Origin of the sequence: Nocardia sp. NPDC052566, from assembly GCF_044547285.1 — a bacterium.
Lineage (GTDB): Bacteria > Actinomycetota > Actinomycetes > Mycobacteriales > Mycobacteriaceae > Nocardia.
The window spans coordinates 371003-388343 of the sequence record NZ_JBIUAF010000002.1 but is presented as its reverse complement, the minus strand read 5'-3'; the positions used below and the strand labels follow the sequence as shown (position 1 = coordinate 388343).

General features: G+C 70.1%; 6 protein-coding genes. 3 read left to right on the top strand and 3 right to left on the bottom strand.

Annotated elements, in window-relative coordinates; genetic code table 11:
- Window positions 1-83: 83 nt before the first annotated feature.
- The gene (locus tag ACIG5A_RS09080; protein ID WP_397239531.1) at window positions 84-395 is read left to right on the top strand and encodes an EthD family reductase; all 312 of its coding nucleotides are present in this window, start codon (window positions 84-86) and stop codon (window positions 393-395) included.
- Between the two features lie 68 nt (window positions 396-463).
- Here ACIG5A_RS09080 and ACIG5A_RS09075 read toward each other — a convergent pair whose 3' ends face one another.
- On the bottom strand, window positions 464-1201 hold the full coding sequence (locus ACIG5A_RS09075; RefSeq protein ID WP_397239529.1) for an SDR family oxidoreductase: 738 nt from the start codon (window positions 1199-1201) through the stop codon (window positions 464-466).
- Window positions 1202-1306: 105 nt separating this feature from the next.
- Here ACIG5A_RS09075 and ACIG5A_RS09070 point away from each other — a divergent pair, with 105 nt between their 5' ends.
- Window positions 1307-2146, top strand: coding sequence for a LysR family transcriptional regulator (locus ACIG5A_RS09070; RefSeq protein ID WP_397239527.1), 840 nt, complete (start codon window positions 1307-1309; stop codon window positions 2144-2146).
- 98 nt (window positions 2147-2244) lie between these two features.
- On the opposite strand, the gene ACIG5A_RS09065 is transcribed toward ACIG5A_RS09070, so the two are convergent.
- Complete coding sequence (locus tag ACIG5A_RS09065; protein WP_397239525.1) at window positions 2245-3213, bottom strand: GlxA family transcriptional regulator; 969 nt, start codon at window positions 3211-3213, stop codon at window positions 2245-2247.
- Between the two features lie 108 nt (window positions 3214-3321).
- On the opposite strand from ACIG5A_RS09065, the gene ACIG5A_RS09060 reads away from it, so the two are divergent.
- Window positions 3322-3981: a DJ-1/PfpI family protein gene (locus ACIG5A_RS09060; RefSeq protein WP_397239523.1), complete on the top strand. Its 660-nt coding sequence runs from the start codon at window positions 3322-3324 to the stop codon at window positions 3979-3981.
- On the opposite strand, the gene ACIG5A_RS09055 is transcribed toward ACIG5A_RS09060, so the two are convergent.
- Window positions 3968-17134, bottom strand: coding sequence for an amino acid adenylation domain-containing protein (locus ACIG5A_RS09055; RefSeq protein WP_397239521.1), 13167 nt, complete (start codon window positions 17132-17134; stop codon window positions 3968-3970). The two genes, ACIG5A_RS09060 and ACIG5A_RS09055, sit on opposite strands and share 14 nt — an antisense overlap.
- Window positions 17135-17341 lie beyond the last annotated feature (207 nt).

The window sequence follows — 17341 nt, the reverse complement described above, 5'->3', positions numbered from 1 at the left end:
CACATCAAGCCCTAACCTGCGGATATGACGATTCCACCGACCGCGGAACTGGACACCGCACTCACGCACACCGGGAGGCAGTCATGCACAGGTTGCTAGTCCTGTATCCCAAGCCCGCCGACCCTGACCACTTCCGCGACTACTACGTGGCCAATCACCTGCCACTGGCCACGAAAATGCCCGGCTTGCTTGCGTGGCGCTACAGCTTCGACGTCGCGGCGAACAACGGAGAGTCGCCGTATTTCGCGGTCTTCGAAGCCGACTTTGCCGACGCCGCCGCCCTGGCCGCGGCACAGGCATCGCAGCAAGGCCAGCTGGCGGCCGCCGATGTCGCCAACTACGCCACCGGCGGTGTGGTCGTCATCGACTATCCGGCGCAGGACGGCACCAGCTGAGGTCGGTCCGCTCGATCGCGACGCGCGGCTGACTTCGAGAACGGGAATGGTGGCCACCGGTGTGCCCGTCACCAGGGCACCGTTCCCGCGTCGTCGAAGAATCCGCCGGTCGGGCCGTCGGCGGGCAGGGTCGCGAGGCGAATCGCGATAGCCGCGCCCTGGTGCGGTGTGCGGACGCCGCGAAAGCCGTTGAGGTCGGTGGCGGTGAGACCCGGGCAACCGCTGTTGATCAAGATAGTGGTGTCGCTCAGCTCTTTGACGTATTGGATCGTGACGGCGTTGAGAAACGTCTTCGATGCCATGTACGCGGTGATGGCGAAAGAACCGACCTCGGTACTGGGCAGACCGGGCGCGGTCTGCAGAGTGAGAGAACCGACGCTGCTGGACATGTTGACGATGCGCGGTGCGGCCGAGGCGCGCAGCATCGGCAGCATCGCGTTGGTGACCCGGATGACCCCGATCACGTTGGTTTCCACAACGTTGCGCAGGGTCGCGGGATCTACCGTGGTTGGTGTCTGTGGATGATCGCCGACGATTGCCGCGTTGTTGACCAGGACGTCCAGACCTCCGGCCTGGTCGGCGATCAATTCGGCTGCCGCGGCCACACTTTCGTCGTCGGTCACATCGAGCGGCACACCGAACGCGTCGGTCCCGGCCGCGCGCAGCTTCGCCACCGCGGTGTCGCGGCGTTGCCGATCACGCGCGCCGACACCGATTCGCCAGCCGAGCGCGCCCAGACCGGCGGCGATCTCGTATCCGATTCCCTTGTTCGCGCCGGTCACCAGCGCGATCGTCTGTTCACTCACACCGCCGATCCTGCTGCGATCGCGGATGCGGCGTCCAAGACCGATCAGGTCGGCGGCAATACCGCACGGGTATCGGCCGTGGTCATCGCCGGATACCATGACCCGGTGGAGACGCGGGAGATGCGATATTTCGTCGCCGTCGCCGAGGAGTTGCACTTCGGGCGGGCGGCACAACGGCTCGCCATGGCGCAACCACCACTGTCGCGGGCGATCCAGCAGCTCGAACGGCGCCTCGGAGTCGTTCTACTGCACCGCGCCACTCGCGCAATCACTTTGACCGAGGCCGGGTCGGTGCTGCTGCGGGAGGCCCGGACGGTGCTCGAGGCGGTCGAGGCCGCCGAGCGCCGCACCCGCCGAGCCGCTGCCGACCGGCCGGGCGTGGTGCTGGCCACCAAGGCGGGAGCGTCCAGAGAGCTGTTGTCGAAGCTGCTGGACGCCTACGCCGCCGAACCGGGTGCCGTCGCGGTCGAGGTGATGCTGTGCGGGCCAGGCGAATCGGAAGGCCTGCTGCGCACCGGGCGTGCCGACGTCGCTCTGCTCCACCGCCCCTACGACTCGACGGCCGGATTCGACACCGAGGACCTGCACACCGAACAACAGGTCGCGGTCCTGCCCGCGGGCCACCCCCTCGGCGACCGACCCCACATGTCGATGGCCGAGGTCAACGCCATGACGGACCTGCCACTGCCACGCTGGCCCCGACGGGATGGCAGTTATCCCGACGGGCCCGGCCCGCGGGTCCGCGACCATACCCAGTTGACCCAGCTGATCACGCTCGGACGGGCCTGCGCGCTCATGCCCGAATCGCTGCGAGCCCAGCTGCGCGACGAGTACGCCATCGTGCCCGTGCCGGACGCACCGGCCGTCACGACCGTCATCGCCTGGCCATCACACAGCAGATCCAAAGCCGTCGCCGACCTCGTCCGTACGGCGATACGCCGCTAGCCGATAGCAATCGGTGGCCTGGGCGGCCGATCTGTCCTGGACTTCGCCGCCGCCGACCCCTACCTCCGATAAGGCGGCCGGACGCATCGGCCTCGGCATCACGGCACCGGGTCGGACGTAGCTTCGGTGGCGCGGAAAGCCACTCGGTAGGACTGCGGGGTGGTGCCGACTATGCGTTTGAAACGGTCACGGAAGGCGGTGGGGGAACCGAAACCTACTTGGGAGGCAATGAAATCGACCGGGTGGGTGGTGGATTCGAGTAGGTGCTGCGCCTTGCGGACTCTGGTGCGGTGCAGCCATTGGACGGGGGTGGTGCCGGTGTGCTCGCGGAAGCGGCGGTTGAGGGTGCGGCTGCTCATGCCCGCCTTGGCGGCGAGATCGTCGAGGGTGAGGTCCTGTGCGGCGTTGTCGGCCATCCACAGCAGGAGTGGCTCCAGTATCGAACCGCGCGGTGCGGGCGGTGGGTCGTTGACGATGAATTGTGCTTGTCCGCCTTCACGTTCCAGCGGCATCACCGACAGGCGCGCAGCGTCGGCGGCCACCGCGGAGCCGTGGTCGCGGCGAATCAGGTGCAGGCACAGGTCCATTCCGGCCGCGGCGCCCGCCGAGGTGAGTAGTTGGCCGTTGTCGATGTAGAGGACGTTCGGGTCCACCTCGATCGCCGGATAGCGTTGCGCCAGTTGCGCGGCCGCGAGCCAGTGCGTGGTGGCGCGCAGTCCGTCGAGGAGTCCGGCGGCGGCCAGGACGAAGGCGCCCGAGCAGATCGAGGCGATCCGGGTGCCGCGTGCCGCCGCATCCCGCAGCGCGTCGATCACCTCCGCTGGAATCGGCGGGTCGATATCGGCGATGCCGGGCACGATGATCGTGTCCGCTTCGGCGAGCGCTTCGAGCCCCCACGGCGCCTGCATGGTGAACGTGCCCGCATCGACTGTCGATGTGCCGCTGCAGATCTGGACGCGGTAGGGGGCGCGGCCATCAGCCGAACGAGTTCGGGTGAACACCTCGATCGGCGTGGCCAGATCGAACGGTACGACCCCGTCGAGGGCGATCACTGCCACGGTGTGCATCACGCCACGGTACCTGGCGATAATCCGTGGGAGCCTGGCAATCTCGCCACTTCTCTTGTCCGCGTGCGCTGCCTAGCGTCGGAATCACCTACTACGAAGGAGTTCTCGATGCTGGCGCAGTTCGTGTTGTTCGACGGATTCGATCCCCTCGACACCATCGCTCCCTATTCGGTGCTGCACGCCGGGCGCCTGATGACCGAGGGATTCCTGGAGCTGGAGCTGGTCACCGCCGAGGGTGCGCGCCGAGTACCGAGCGGGATCGCCGAGGTGGCCTTGGACGCCACCGGCCGACTCGCCACGGAGCGAGCGGATTTGATCGTGCTGCCGGGCGCCACCGGTCTACCGGAGGGGGATGACTTCGGCCGCGACGACGGCATCAAGGCGATCATGACGCGCGCGCTCGCCACGGACCTGCCCGCGCTGCTCAGAACCGCGCTCGACCGGCCCGGCCTGACCGTCGCCACGGTATGCGGCGGCTCGCTGCTGCTCGCGCTGACGGGCCTGCTGAAGGGCCGTCCGGCCACCACTCACCGATCCGGGCTCGACCTGCTCGCCACCACCGGCGCCACGGCGATCGACGCCCGCATCGTCGACGACGGCGATCTGATCACCGCGAGCAGCGTCACCTCCGGACTCGATCTCGGCCTCTACCTGGTCGAGCGCCAGCTCGGCCCGCGCATCGCGCACGCGGTGGAGCAGTTGTTCGGGCACGAACGCCGCGGCACGGTCTGGCGGCCGACCGGCCCGGCCCCGGCTACCGCGGCCTGACCGCTTCCATGAGCCTGAGCTCGTGCAGCACCGCCGCGATCCGCCGCAGCGCGGCATCGGTGGTCATCCGCCAGTGCGTGGTGGCCACCGGATGGTTGTGCACGGCGCCGGTCACCGCGGCCGTCCAGGTCGCGGCACCCGCGCCGCCGGTCGGATCGTCGTCGGCCGCGGTGAAGTAGACAACATCGCCGTCGAACTGACGCGGGTGATAGGCGGCGATCTGGGCCGACGAGGCGACCGCGGCGTCGACGACTCGCTCGATACGGGCGGCACCGAAGGAGGCGAACGGCTCGGGCAGTGCGCTCAATCGGGTTGCCAGCTGGGACAATTCGATGGTGTCGTCCAGTCCGAACGCGGCGGCCTGATCACCGAGCAGCCCACCGAGGAGTTCCGGCACCGTCACGCTGGTCGCGGTGGGATCGATGACCGCGCTGTGCAGGTGACTGTCCAGCACGGCGAGTAGCGCCACCTCTTCGCCCTCGTCCTGGAGCCGCACGGCCATGGCGTGCGCGAGCACGCCGCCGAACGACCAGCCGAGCAGGTGGTACGGGCCTTCCGGTTGCACCGCCCGAATCCGCTCGATATAGAGACGCGCCCACTCCTCGATCGAATCGGGCAGAGGCACAGCGGAACTCAGGGCGGGCGACTGGAGGCCGTAGATCGGGCGATCGGGGTCGAGATGCGCGGCCAGCCCGGCGAACGACCAGGAGATGCCGACGATCGGATGGAGGCAGAACAGCGGTTCGGCGGTGCCGGAGGTGCGCAGCGGCAGCAGCACATCGAAGGACGCGTCCGCTCCTTCGGCGCCGCGCTCCCGCAACTGCCCGACGAGGCCACTGGGGGTCGGTGCGGCGTACAGCGCACGCACGGGCACCTTGACGCCGAGCGCCATGCCGAGCCGGGCGGTCACCCGGGTCGCGAGCAGCGAATTGCCGCCGAGGCGGAAGAAGTCGTCGTCGGCGCCGATCCGCTCCAGGCCGAGTACCTCGGCGAAGACCCCGGCGACGGTCCGCTCCGCCTCGGTCGCGGGTTCGCGGTAGGCACGCATCGCGAATTCCGGTGCGGGCAGCGCGTTCCGGTCGAGTTTGCCGACCGCGGTCAGCGGCAGTTCGTCGAGGACGACGACCGACGCGGGGACCATATGCGGCGGCAGGTTCTGCGCGGCCCACCGCACCACCTCGTCGGGATCGGCCGCCGTGCCGACCACATACGACACCAGCACCGTGGTCCCGCTGGGGTTTTCGCGTCCGACGGTGATCGCGTGGTCGACCGCGGGATGCGCCGCGAGCACCGCGTCGATCTCACCGAGCTCGATGCGGAAGCCGCGGATCTTCACCTGGAAGTCCGTGCGGCCCAGGTACTCCAGCGTCCCGCCGACCGGTCCGGCCCCCGGCACTCCGGTCCAGCGGACGACATCGCCGGTCCGGTACATCCGCTCCCCCGGCGCTCCCCAGGGATTCGCGACGAACCGCTCGGCGCTCACCCCGGTGCGCCGGTGGTAACCGCGCGCGAGTGCCGGACCCGCCAGATACAGCTCACCCGTGACACCGGCGGGCACCGGATTCAACCGGGCGTCGAGCACGTGCGCCCACCCGCCGGGCACCGGGCGGCCGATCGAGATCCGCTGTCCCGCAAGCAGTGTCGTATAGGTCGCGCCGATCGTCGCCTCGGTCGGGCCGTAGCCGTTGAGGAAACGCCTGCCCGGCTGCCACTTGGCGAGCAGCTCGGGCGTGACGGCCTCGCCACCGGCGGATACCACCGCGAGCTCGTGCAGGCCCGCCGGATCGACGGTGCCGAGCAGCGCGGGGGTGATGATGGTGTGCGTGACCCGCTCGTCGCGCAGCAGCTCATGCAGTTCGGCGCCGCCGAGCAGCTCCGGCGGCGCGATCACCAAGGTCGCGCCGGTGTAGCAGGCGGTGGCGATCTCCTCCAGGGACTGATCGAAGCTCGGCGAACACACGTGCAGCATCCGGTGTTCCGGCTCCAGGCGCAGCAGATCGACCGAGTGGCCGACGAGCCCGCCGAGTCCGGCATGGGTGACGGCGACGCCCTTGGGCAGACCCGTCGAGCCGGACGTGTAGATCACGTAGGCGAGATGCGAGATACTCAGCGGCGCGAGACGATCCGCATCGGTCACCGCATCCGCCGAGTACTCGGACATGTCGATATCGTCGAGTACCAGCCAATCCACGTCACCGGCCAGTCCGGCCACCTCCCCGGCGACGGTAATGCCCACCGCCGCACCGGAATCGGTCACCATATGCCGTATCCGGTGCGCCGGATAGCCGGGGTCGACCGGCAGATACGCGCCACCGGCCTTGGCCACCGCCCAGATCGCGGCGACCATCTCGTAGGAGCGCCGCATCGCCAGCGCCACCACCGTTTCCGGCGCGACACCGCGCGCGATCAGCACCCGTGCCAGCCGCGAGGACAGCTCGTCGAGCTCACCGAAGGCGTATTCGCGCCCGGCCGCGCGCACCGCGATCCGGTCCCGCCCGAAACCGGCTCCGCGCGTGAGCAGTTCGGGCAGCAGTCCGGTCGCGGGCGGAATACCGCCGCCCATCCGGATCAGTCGCCGATACTCCGCGCCGCCCAGCAGCGGCAGCTCGTCCACCCGGATCTCGGGCCGGTCCGCGACCGCCGCGAGCACCCGGATGAACCGCTCGGCGAATATCCGCACCGTGTCATCGTCGAAACGATCACGCGCGAAAGCGATTTCGCCGTGCGTCCCGTCACGGAGGGCAAGCGCCAGTTCCGCTCCCCCGGCGGGCGCGCCCTCGAACGACAGCGCCACCTGGAACAGCGGATGCCGATCCGGCGACCGTCGCACGCCGAGCAGTTCGACCAGCTCGTCGAATGGAATGCCGGCGTGCGCGAAGCCTTCCAGCTCCGTCCGGTGCGCATCGAGCAGCAGGTCACCGAACCGCGTCGCCGGATCGAGACGGGTGCGCAGCACCAGCTCGGCCCGTTCGCCCTCCGCCGCCGCGCCGATGGCGATATCACCGGAGCCCGATAGTCGCGCGAGCAACGCCGCCAATGCCGTGCGCACCACCGAGGACCAGGTGACGCAGGCCGAGTGCGCCAGCGCGCGCAGACCGTCGTGCACCTGCTCCGGCACCGAGAACCGCACGCGCCCACGGTCTTCCGATCCGGTGCGCGGACGATCGACCGGCAGGTCGAGCCGGTCGGGCAGCCCTGCGAGCTCGGCGCGCCAATACCGCGCCTTGGTAATCGAATCGTCGGATTCGGCGTCGAGCAGCAGCACGGTCTCGGCCGCCGTACGCTCCGGCGCGGCGAGCAGGTCGGCGAGCACCCGGCGCAACCGATCGGCCACGGCCCGCGCCGTCGCGTCGGCGACCGTATCGAGCCGATACTTCACCTGAACCAGCGTGCGCTCGCCGAGGAAGACGAGCACGGTGACCGGATAGTGCGTGTAATCGCCGCCGCGCAGCCCGTCGATCCGCAGGCCCTCGAGCGCGCCACTGGCCTGTCGCAGGCCATCGACGTCGACCGGGTAGGACTCGAAAACCAGCATCGTGTCGAACAATTCACCCTGACCGGTGGCGCGCTGGATGGCGCCGAGGCCGAGGTGGTGATGGTCGAGCAGCGCGGCCTGTTCGGCTTGCAGCGCGCCGACCATGGTCCGCACCGTGGTGCTGCGGTCGAACCGGATCCGCACCGGGATGGCGTCGACGAACAGGCCGATCATCTCGCCGATGCCGTCGAGTTCGGCAGGCCTGCCCGAGATGGTCGCGCCGAACAGCACGTCGTCGCGTCCGGTACTGGCGGCGACCACCAGGCCCCACGCCGACTGGATCACCGTGTTCGCAGTGACCTCGGCCGCGGCGGCATACGCCGTCAGCTCCGCGGTCCGCTCGGCCGACAGCTCGAATTCGCACAGGCCGAATCCGGCGCCCGCGGGCGCGGGCCAGGCCAGCTCGGGCGCGAGCATGGTCGCCCGCGCGCCCGCGAGCAGCTCCGACCAGGCGCGCACCGCGCCGTCGCGGTCCTGTCGCGAAAGCCAGTGCAGATAATCGCGATACGGGCGGACCGGCGGCAGCGGCGCGGCGTCACCACCGGTCGCGTACAACACGAGCAGTTCCTTCATCAGCAGCGGCATCGACCAACCGTCGAGCAGGATGTGATGCCCGGTCAGCACCAGCTGGCTGCGATGAGAATCGGTGCGGTACACCGTGAATCGCAGCAGCGGCGCCACCGCGGGATCGAAGCCGCCGCGCTGTTCGGCCGCGACAAGCGCAGGCAGTTCGGCCTCGGCCACACCGTCGACGATCCGCACCGGCGGCTCGACGTCGTCGAGTATCAGCTGCACCGCGCTGCCGTCGGCCGCGGAAACGAAGGCGGAGCGCAGATTCGGGTGCCGGTCGAGCATGGTTCGCGCGGCGCGGCGCAGCCGGTCGGTGTCCAGCTCCCCGGACAGCTGCACCGCCAGCTGAATGATGTAGGCCTCGACCGAGCCGTCGAGCAATTCGATGAGCGCGCGCAGCGAACCCTGCAGCGGCGAGAGCGGCAGCACATCGGACAGTGCGGGATAGTCGCGCCGCCACCGATCCAATTCGGCCTGGGTGACATGGACCAGCGGCACATCCGACGGCGTGAGACCGCCCGCCGTCGGGCCGGTGGCGTGGTCGGCGATCGCGGCGAGAGCGGCCGACCAGTCGGCGGCCAGCTCCCGCACCGCCGCCTCGTCGAGGATCTCGCTCGCGTACCGGAAGCTCAGGTCGAGTCGCGCGCCCGCCGCGGTGTCGGTGGTGATGGCGTTGATATCGATGACCGCGCTGAGCGGCATGGCATCGTCGGGTGCGAGCTCGAGCTCACCCAGGTCGGCGGTGGGCAGCCAGCTGTGGTCGGCGAGATCGGCGGGCACGCCCGTGCGGCCCAGATAGTTGAAACCGATCTGCCCGATATCGCCGGTGAGCGATGGCGCGGTCGCCGGATCGAGATGGCGCAGCATGCCGAAGCCGATGCCCTTGTCCGGCACCGCGATCAGCTGCTCCTTGACCGACTTCAGCACGGCGCCGAGCACTGTGTCATCGATGCCTGCGGCGTTGTCATCGATGCCTGCGGCGTTGTCGACGGTGTCCAGCCCGGACAGGTCGATCGCGACCGGATAGACCGTGGTGAACCAGCCGAGGGTGCGCGTCAGATCGGCACCCGGCACGACGGTTTCCTCGCGCCCGTGGCCCTCGAGCCTGATCCGGGTGACCGGCGCGTCGATACCGCGCCGGGCCCGCCAGGCGCGCACGGCCAGTGCGAGCGCCGCGAGCAGTCCGTCGTTGACGCCGCCGCGGTATCGCGCGGGCAGCGTGGTCAGCACCGCCTCGGTGACCTCGACGGGCACCTGCATCGTGAAAGACCGTGCCGTCGTTTGGGTATCGATGGCGTGGTCGATCCCGCGCGCGCCGAGCAGCGGATCCGGTGTGGCCAGTACGCGCCGCCAGTACCCGGCTTCTTCGCTACGTGCGGCGGCCACCTCGGCCAGACCGTGTGCCCAGCGCCGGAACGAGGTGCCGACCGGCGGCAGCGCGATCGGTTGTCCGGCCGCGTACTGTGCCCAGGCCAGCGCCAGATCGGGAATCAGGATCCGCCACGAAACACCGTCGATCACATAGTGATGCGCGGCGACAACGAGGACATCGCGCGCATCCGGCCTGCGCAGCCACGCGAAGGCGAGCATCCGCGCACCGGCGGGATCGAGCGCACCGAGCGCGGAATCCACAGCGGCGCTGCCGATGCGGGCCAGCTCCGGTCCGTCGACCGCAACGGGCACGTCGATCTCGGCGACGAGTGTGTCGGCGTCGGCCGCGGCCAGTGCCTCGAATCGCCACTGCCGCGCGTCCCGCCACACCCGAGCGGACAGCACCTCGTGCCGGTCGAGTACGGCGGCTATCGTCGCGACCAGGCCGGCGCGGTCGATGCCGTCGGGCAGCGCGAGCACCATGGTCTGGGAGAACCGGTCGGACGAACCGTCGGCCAGGAATTCGGAAAGCACCGGCGTCAGCGCGATCTCGCCGATACCGCCGCCGGGCAGTTCCGCGAGCACCACGGGCGCGGCAGTGCCGCCGACGGCCGCGACCTTCGCCAATCCGGCCACCGTCTTGTGCTCGAAGACGTCGCGCGCGGTGAAGACGATGCCTGCCGCCTTGGCCCGCGATACCAGCTGGATCGACATGATGCTGTCGCCGCCGATCGCGAAGAACGAATCGTGCACCCCGATGTCGGCGACACCAAGCACCTGAGCGAACAGTTCGGCGAGCCGCGCTTCGACCGGACCGAGCGGCGCCCGGGTGACCGTGGTCTCGAAAACGGGTTCCGGCAAGGCTTTTCGATCGAGTTTGCCATTGGTGGTCAGCGGCACCTCGTCGATGACGACAATCGCCGACGGCACCATGTGGGCGGGCAGGATGCCCGCCGCGTAGTCGGTGAGCCGAGCCGTGTCGATCGCGCGGCCAGGCACCGGACGTACATACGACACCAGCGCCGTCGCGCCCGAGGGCAACGTGCGGCCCATGGTGATCGCGAATCCGACATCGTGCTGCCCGCCGAGCACCGCGTCGATCTCGCCGAGTTCGACGCGGAAGCCGCGCACCTTGACCTGGGTGTCGGTACGGCCGAGGTAGTCGAGCTGCCATCGCACCGACGGCGCAGCGATATTCCCGTCCCGCTCGGGTGCTACGGCGTACCAGCGCACCACGTCACCGGTGCGGTACATCCGCGCGCCCGGCGCGCCCCACGGATCGGCGATGAAGCGATCCGCGGTGAGTCCGGACCGATTGCGGTAGCCGCGGGCCAAACCGTCACCGGCCAGGTACAACTCACCGGCGACGCCCGGCGGCACCGGACGCAGCCGCGCGTCCAGGACAAGCGCGCGGACGCCGCGCAGCGGCCTGCCGATCGTAATGCGCTGCCCCACCGTCAATTCCGCGAACGACGAGATGACCGTCGCCTCGGTCGGCCCGTATCCGTTGAGGTACCGGCGGCCGGGCTGCCAGCTGCCGAGCAGTTCTGGTGTCGTCACATCGCCTGCGACGGAGACCATTTCGACCGCATCGAGCCCGGTGGGATCGACGGTACCGAGCACCGCGGGCGTAATACTCACGTGCGTGACCGCTTCGGCGCGCAGCAGCTCGCCGAGCTCGGCGCCGCCGACCACGCCGGGCGCAACGACGACCAGCGTCGCACCGACGGAGAACGCGGAAAGCCATTCGAGTACCGACACATCGAAACTCGGCGAGCAGATGTGCAGGAACCGGTGGTGCGGCTCGAGCCGGTAGCGGGTGACCGCTTCGTCCACCAGGCCGCGCAGCCCGGTGTGTGTCACCGCGACACCCTTCGGCACGCCGGTCGACCCGGAGGTATAGATCACATACGCGGTATGCGAGATACGCAGCGGCGCACGGCGATCCGCGTCCGTCACCGGGGTGCCCGGCTGCGCGTCGCACGCGGGATCGTCGAGCAGCAGCCAGTCGGTGCCGCCGGGCAGGCCGTCCGCGTACTCCGCGCCGGTGATGCCGAGCGCCGCACCCGAGTCGGCGACCATGTGGCGCATCCGGTCCGCCGGATACGCCGGATCGATCGGCACATGCGCCGCACCGGATTTCGCGATCGCCAGCACCGCGAGCACCATCTCGTAGGAGCGCGGCAGCGCGACGGCGACCAGATCCTCGGGGCCGACACCGCGATCGATCAGCACCCGCGCCAGTCGGGAACTGCGCTCGTCGATCTCGCCGTAGCTGATCGACCGGCCACGGTAGCGCACGGCGATTCGGTCGCGGCCGAGTGCGACGCCGCGGGTCAGCAGGTCGGGCAGCAGCCCGGTGGCCGTCACCTCGGCACCTGCCATCCGGGTCAGCACCGCCAGCTCGCCGTCGCCGAGCAGCGGCAGGTCGCCGACCGCCAGCTCGGGCCGACGCACCGCGGCGGTGAGCAGCCGCACGAATCGCTCGGCGAAGACCTCGACGGTGCGCCGGTCGAACAGCTCGGGCGCGAAGGCGAATCGCGCCGCGTCCTCCGAAATATGCAGTGACAGATCGAAATCGCCCGGAATGGGCGCCGACTCCCCGACCGACAGCTTCGCCTGTGCCAGCGGGTGGCGGTTGTGCACTCGGGCCGGGTCGAGCAGCGCGACCAGATCGCCGAAGGGCAGATCGGCCCGCGCGAAGCCCTGCCGGGCAACATCTTTCGCCCGGTGCAGCAGTTCGTCGAAGCTGACGTCTCCCGGTACGGCGGTGCGCAGCACAATCGTGTTCGGCGACTGCTCGGTGCAGATCGCGATGTCGGCGGAACCGGACAGTCGCGCGAGCAGCACCGCGAATGCCGTGTGCAGCACGGTGAATACCGTGGTTTCGCGGGCAAGCGCCAGCTCGGCCACCTGGTCCCGCAGGCGCGCGCCGAGCTCGAACGCGACGAGTTCGGCCGCCGCGCGCGGCGACGCGGACCGCGGGCGATCGACGGGCAGGTTCAGCTCGTCCGGCAGCCCGGCCAGCGCGTCACGCCAGTACCGCACCTGGGCGATCAGATCGCCGCGCGCGTCGAACAGCGCGTCCAGCTGCGCCGGCGTGCGCTCCGGCGCCGCGACGAATTCGCCGATCAGCAGCCGCAATCGGTCCGCCAGCGCCTGCGCGGCGGCCCCGGTGATCATGTCGCGCCGGTGGTGCACGGCGATCCGCAACCGGGCGCCGAGCGCTACCTCGACGGCCACCGGGTAGTGGGTGAGGTTGACCCCGCGCAGGTCCGCGATCTCCAAACCGTCGATGGCGCCGTAGGCCTGCCGCAGACCGTCGGCGTCGACCGGATACGACTCGTAGGCGAGCAGCGTGTCGAACAGCTCACCGGCGCCCGCGGCACGCTGGATATCGGCCAGCCCGACATGATGCGCGTCGAGCAGCGAAACCTGTTCGGCCTGAAGCTCGTTCAGCAGCCGACGGACCGTTGCGCCGGTATCGAAGCGGACGCGCACCGGGATGGTGTTCGCGAAGAGCCCGACCATCTCGTCGACGCCGTCCAGCTGCGGCGGCCGCCCGGACACCACCGCGCCGAAGACCAGATCGGTACTGCCGGTGCAGGAGGCGAGCACCAGCCCCCACGCGGCCTGGACCACCGTATTGACGGTGACCTCCTGCGCGGCGGCGAAGGCGACAAGCGCCGAGGTCTCGGCGGGCGACAGATCGCCGGTGTACTCGCCGTACCCGGTCGCGGGCGCGCCGGCGGGCAGCGCCGCGGCCAGCCTCGTCGGTGTCGGCGCCGCGAGGGCGTCGCGCCAGCGCGCCAGCGCGGCGGCGCGGTCGTAGCGCGCGAGCCAGGCGAGGTAGTCGCGATACGGGCGGACCCGTGGTAGTGCCGAAGCACCGTCCGCCGCATAGGAAATCAGCAGTTCCTTCATCAGCAGCGGCAACGACCAGCCGTCGAGCAGGATGTGATGCACGGTCAGCAGCAGATGCGTGCGCCCGGAATCGGTGCGGTACACCGTGAATCGCAACAGCGGTGCCAGCGCCGGATCGAATCCACTGCGCTGCTCCGCGGTGAGCAGCGCCGCCGGATCCTCCTGCGCGGTATCGACGACCCGCCACGGCACCTCGATGCCCTCGGTGACGAGCTGGACCGCGGTGCCGTCGGCCGCCGCGCCGAACGCGGTGCGCAGGATGGCATGCCGGTCGATCAGGATCTGCGCGGCCCGCCGCAGCCGATCCAGGTCGATCACACCGGACAGCTCCACCGCCAATTGCAGCAGATAGGGATCGGTCGAATCGGCCGAAAGCTGGCGCAGGAACAGCAATCCGAGCTGGAGCGGCGAGGGCGGCAGCACATCGACGAGGCCAGGATGCTCCCGGTGCCAGCCGTCGAGCTCGCCCTGGGTCGTCCGCACCAGCGGCACATCCGCGGGCGTCAGCCCGCCGGCGGCCGGATCGCGAGTGTGCTCGGCGAGCACGGCCAGCGCGGCCGTCCAGTAGTCGGCCAGCTCTCGCGCCGCGCTCTCGTCGAGCAGCTCGGACGCATAGGCGAACGACGCGCTCAGCCGCGCACCGGATGCGGTGTCGGTGACGATCGCGTTGATATCCACCACGGCGGGCGCGGGCAGCGCCGGATCCTGCTCGGCGGCGGGCGCGCCCCACTCGTCGGTCGGCAGCCAGCTGCCCCCGAGCGCAGCGGGCACGTCACCCGTGGAAACCCGGCCGAGGTAGTTGAACCCGATCTGGCCCAGCGCAGCGCCGAGTTCACCCGTGGTCGCGGCGTCGAGATGACGCAGCATGCCGAAGCCGATGCCCTTGTCCGGCACCGCGATCAGCTGTTCCTTCACCGCCTTGAGCAGCGCGGCGGTCGCGTCGCCGCCCTTCCACGCGGCGTCGGCGTCGATGCCGGACAGCTCGAGCGCCACCGGATACATGCTGGTGAACCAGCCGACCGTGCGGTTCAGGTCGGCGCCGGGCACCACCTGCTCCTCGCGACCGTGCCCCTCCAGCCGGATCCGCAGCGCGGCGAGCTCGACACCGCGGTTGGCCCGCCACGCGCGCACCGCGAGGGCGAGCGCCGCGAGCAGGCCGTTGTCGACCCCGCCCCGGTACAGCGCGGGCAGCTCGGTCAAGACGGCACGGGTGACCTCGGGCGGCACCGCGACGGTGAAATGCCGCATGGTCGCGACGGTGTCGATCGCCGGGTCGATGGGCCGCGCGCCGAGCAGCGGGTCGGCGACGCTCAGCGCGCGCTGCCAGTACGCCAGCTCACCGCTGCGCTCGGCCGCCGCCTCGGCCAGCGCGTGCGCCCAGCGCCGGAACGAGGTGCCGATGGCGGGCAATGCGATCGGCTGCCCGGCCTCGCGCTGTGCCCACGCGGTGATCAGGTCCGAGATCAAGATGCGCCAGGACACGCCGTCGATGACGGAGTGATGCGCGGCGACGATCAGCGCGTCCCTGCCGTCGGTGCGGGACAACCAGGTGAACGCGATCATTCGCGCCGCGGCGGGGTCGAGCGTGCCCAGCGCGGAATCCATTGCCGCACCGGCTATTTCAGGTAGTAGAGCACCGATGGGCACGTCCACCCTGGTAAGCAGCGCGTCCACCTCGATCGCGCCGGGCGGCAGCGCGGTGAGCTGCCACTGCCCGTCGGCGAGCCGCAGCCGCGCGCGCAGCATGTCGTGCTGGTCGAGCACCGCGGTCAGCGCCGCCGTCAAACCCGCCTCGTCGATGTGCTCGGGCAGCGCGAGCACCATCTGCTGGGTGAACCGGCCGAACACCTGCCCACCCGCGAGATGAGCGGAAAGCACCGGTGTCAAAGGAATCTCGCCGACACCACCACCCGGCAGCTCGGCCAGCGCGGGCACCGGATCCGCGCCCGTCACCGCGACGCGGGCCAGCCCGGCGACGGTGCGATGTTCGAAAACATCCTTGGGGGTGAACGCGATACCCGCCGCGCGGGCCCGCGACACCAGCTGGATCGACAGGATGCTGTCCCCGCCCGCGGCGAAGAACGAATCGTCCGCGCCGACCTGGATGCCGAGCACCTGGGCGAACAGTTCGGCGAGCCGGGATTCCAGCGCGCCGACCGGCGCACGCGAGGCCGCCGCCGCGAAGACCGGCTCGGGCAGGGCCTGCCGATCCAGTTTTCCGTTGGCGGTCAACGGGATCGCGTCGAGCACCACGATCGCCGACGGGACCATGTGACCGGGCAGCGAGGCACTGAGAAATCCGGTGAGTTCGGCGGTGTCGACACCAATGCCGTTGCGCGGCAGCACATACGAAACCAGCAGCGTGGCGCCCGACGGTGCCGTCTTGCCGAGCGTCGCGGCGTATTCGATATCGGGATGCGCCGTCAGCGCGGCGTCGATCTCGCCGAGCTCGATGCGGAAGCCGCGGATCTTCACCTGGAAATCCGAGCGGCCGACGTACTCGAGCGTACCGTCGACGCGGCGGCGCACCAGATCGCCGGTGCGATACATCCGCACGCCGGTGGCCTCCCCGCCGAAGGGATTGGCCACGAACCGATCCGCGGTGATTCCCGCGCGGCCCAGATAACCCTGCGCGAGCGCGGGACCCGATAGATACAGCTCGCCGATCACCTCGGCGGGCACCGGTCGCAATCGCGAATCCAGCACCACCGCACCGATTCCCGCGAGCGCCGCACCGATGGTGATCGGCTGTCCAGGCAACAGTTCGGCGCTGCTCGTCGCGAGCACGGTGGCCTCGGTGGGGCCGTAGGCGTTGTAGAAGGAACGGCCGGGCGCCGCCCACCGCTCGACCAGCGCGGGCCCGAAGGCGTCGCCCGCGACGACGACGATCCGCAGCGCGTCGAGCCCGGACGGATCGACCGATTCCAGCGCCGCAGGGGTGATGAGCATGTGCGTCACCCGCTCGCGGCGCAGCAGCCCGGCCAGCTCGTCGCCGCCGAACACCGTCGGCGGCGCAACCACGAGCGTCGCGCCGGAGCTGAAGGCGAGCAGCAGCTCGAGCACGGAGACGTCGAAGTTCGGCGAGCAGACGTGCAGCACCCGCGAATCGGCGAGCACCGCGTAGCGCTCGCGCTGCGCGGCCACCAACTGCGCCAGACCGCTGTGCGTCACCACGACGCCCTTCGGGCGGCCGGTGGAACCGGAGGTGTAGATGACGTAGGCGGGATGCTGTTCGGTGAGCGTGCGCACGCGGTCGACGTAGGAGATGGGGTGCGCGGGCCAGGCCGCGATCCGCGCCTGGAGTTCGGGATCGTCGAGGTCGAGCCACTCGATGCCGTTGCCGAACCGGGCGCGGTGCACGGCATCGGTCAGCCCGAGTACGGCGCCGGAGTCGGCGACGAGATAGGCGATGCGCTCCGGCGGCAGGGCGGGGTCGACCGGCACGTAGGCCGCGCCCGCCTTGGCGATGGCCCAGACGGCGAGCACCGAGCCGATCGATCTGGTGCGCCCGATCGCGACCACGTCGCCGGGGCCGATGCCGCGGTCGATCAGTTCCCGCGCCAGCCGCGACGAGGACTCGTCCAGCTGTGAGTAGGTGAGCTCGCGCCGATCATCGGGTTCGCCGGTCGGGTTGTCGCTGATCGCGATCGAGCCTGCCGCGGATTCGACCGCGGCGGTCAGCAGCTGGACGAACAGCGGGGCGCTCGCCCTGCGGCGGAACCGGCCTCGAACAGTGCGCCCAACCCTATCCATCCGAGTACTACGTTCCTCTCGCGTCGAAATCGCCAGGTCGTACCGAAAAACACGAACCAGGCAAAGAGGATCGATTTTCGGGATATTCGGCCCCTATGAGACCACAGTTGGCGCCGTCTCGGCGTGCCAGCCGATCGGGCGGCGGCGAGGGCGCGTACTGATTGCCGGATCATAGCCAACAAACCGGCAGGCAAACTGGTCAAACGA

Coding starts and splice junctions, on each gene's coding strand:
- ACIG5A_RS09080 (WP_397239531.1), top strand. CDS start 84: ATGCACAGGTTGCTAGTCCTGTATCCCAAGCCCGCCGACCCTGACCAC.
- ACIG5A_RS09055 (WP_397239521.1), bottom strand. CDS start 17,134: ATGGATAGGGTTGGGCGCACTGTTCGAGGCCGGTTCCGCCGCAGGGCG.
- ACIG5A_RS09065 (WP_397239525.1), bottom strand. CDS start 3,213: ATGCACACCGTGGCAGTGATCGCCCTCGACGGGGTCGTACCGTTCGAT.
- ACIG5A_RS09060 (WP_397239523.1), top strand. CDS start 3,322: ATGCTGGCGCAGTTCGTGTTGTTCGACGGATTCGATCCCCTCGACACC.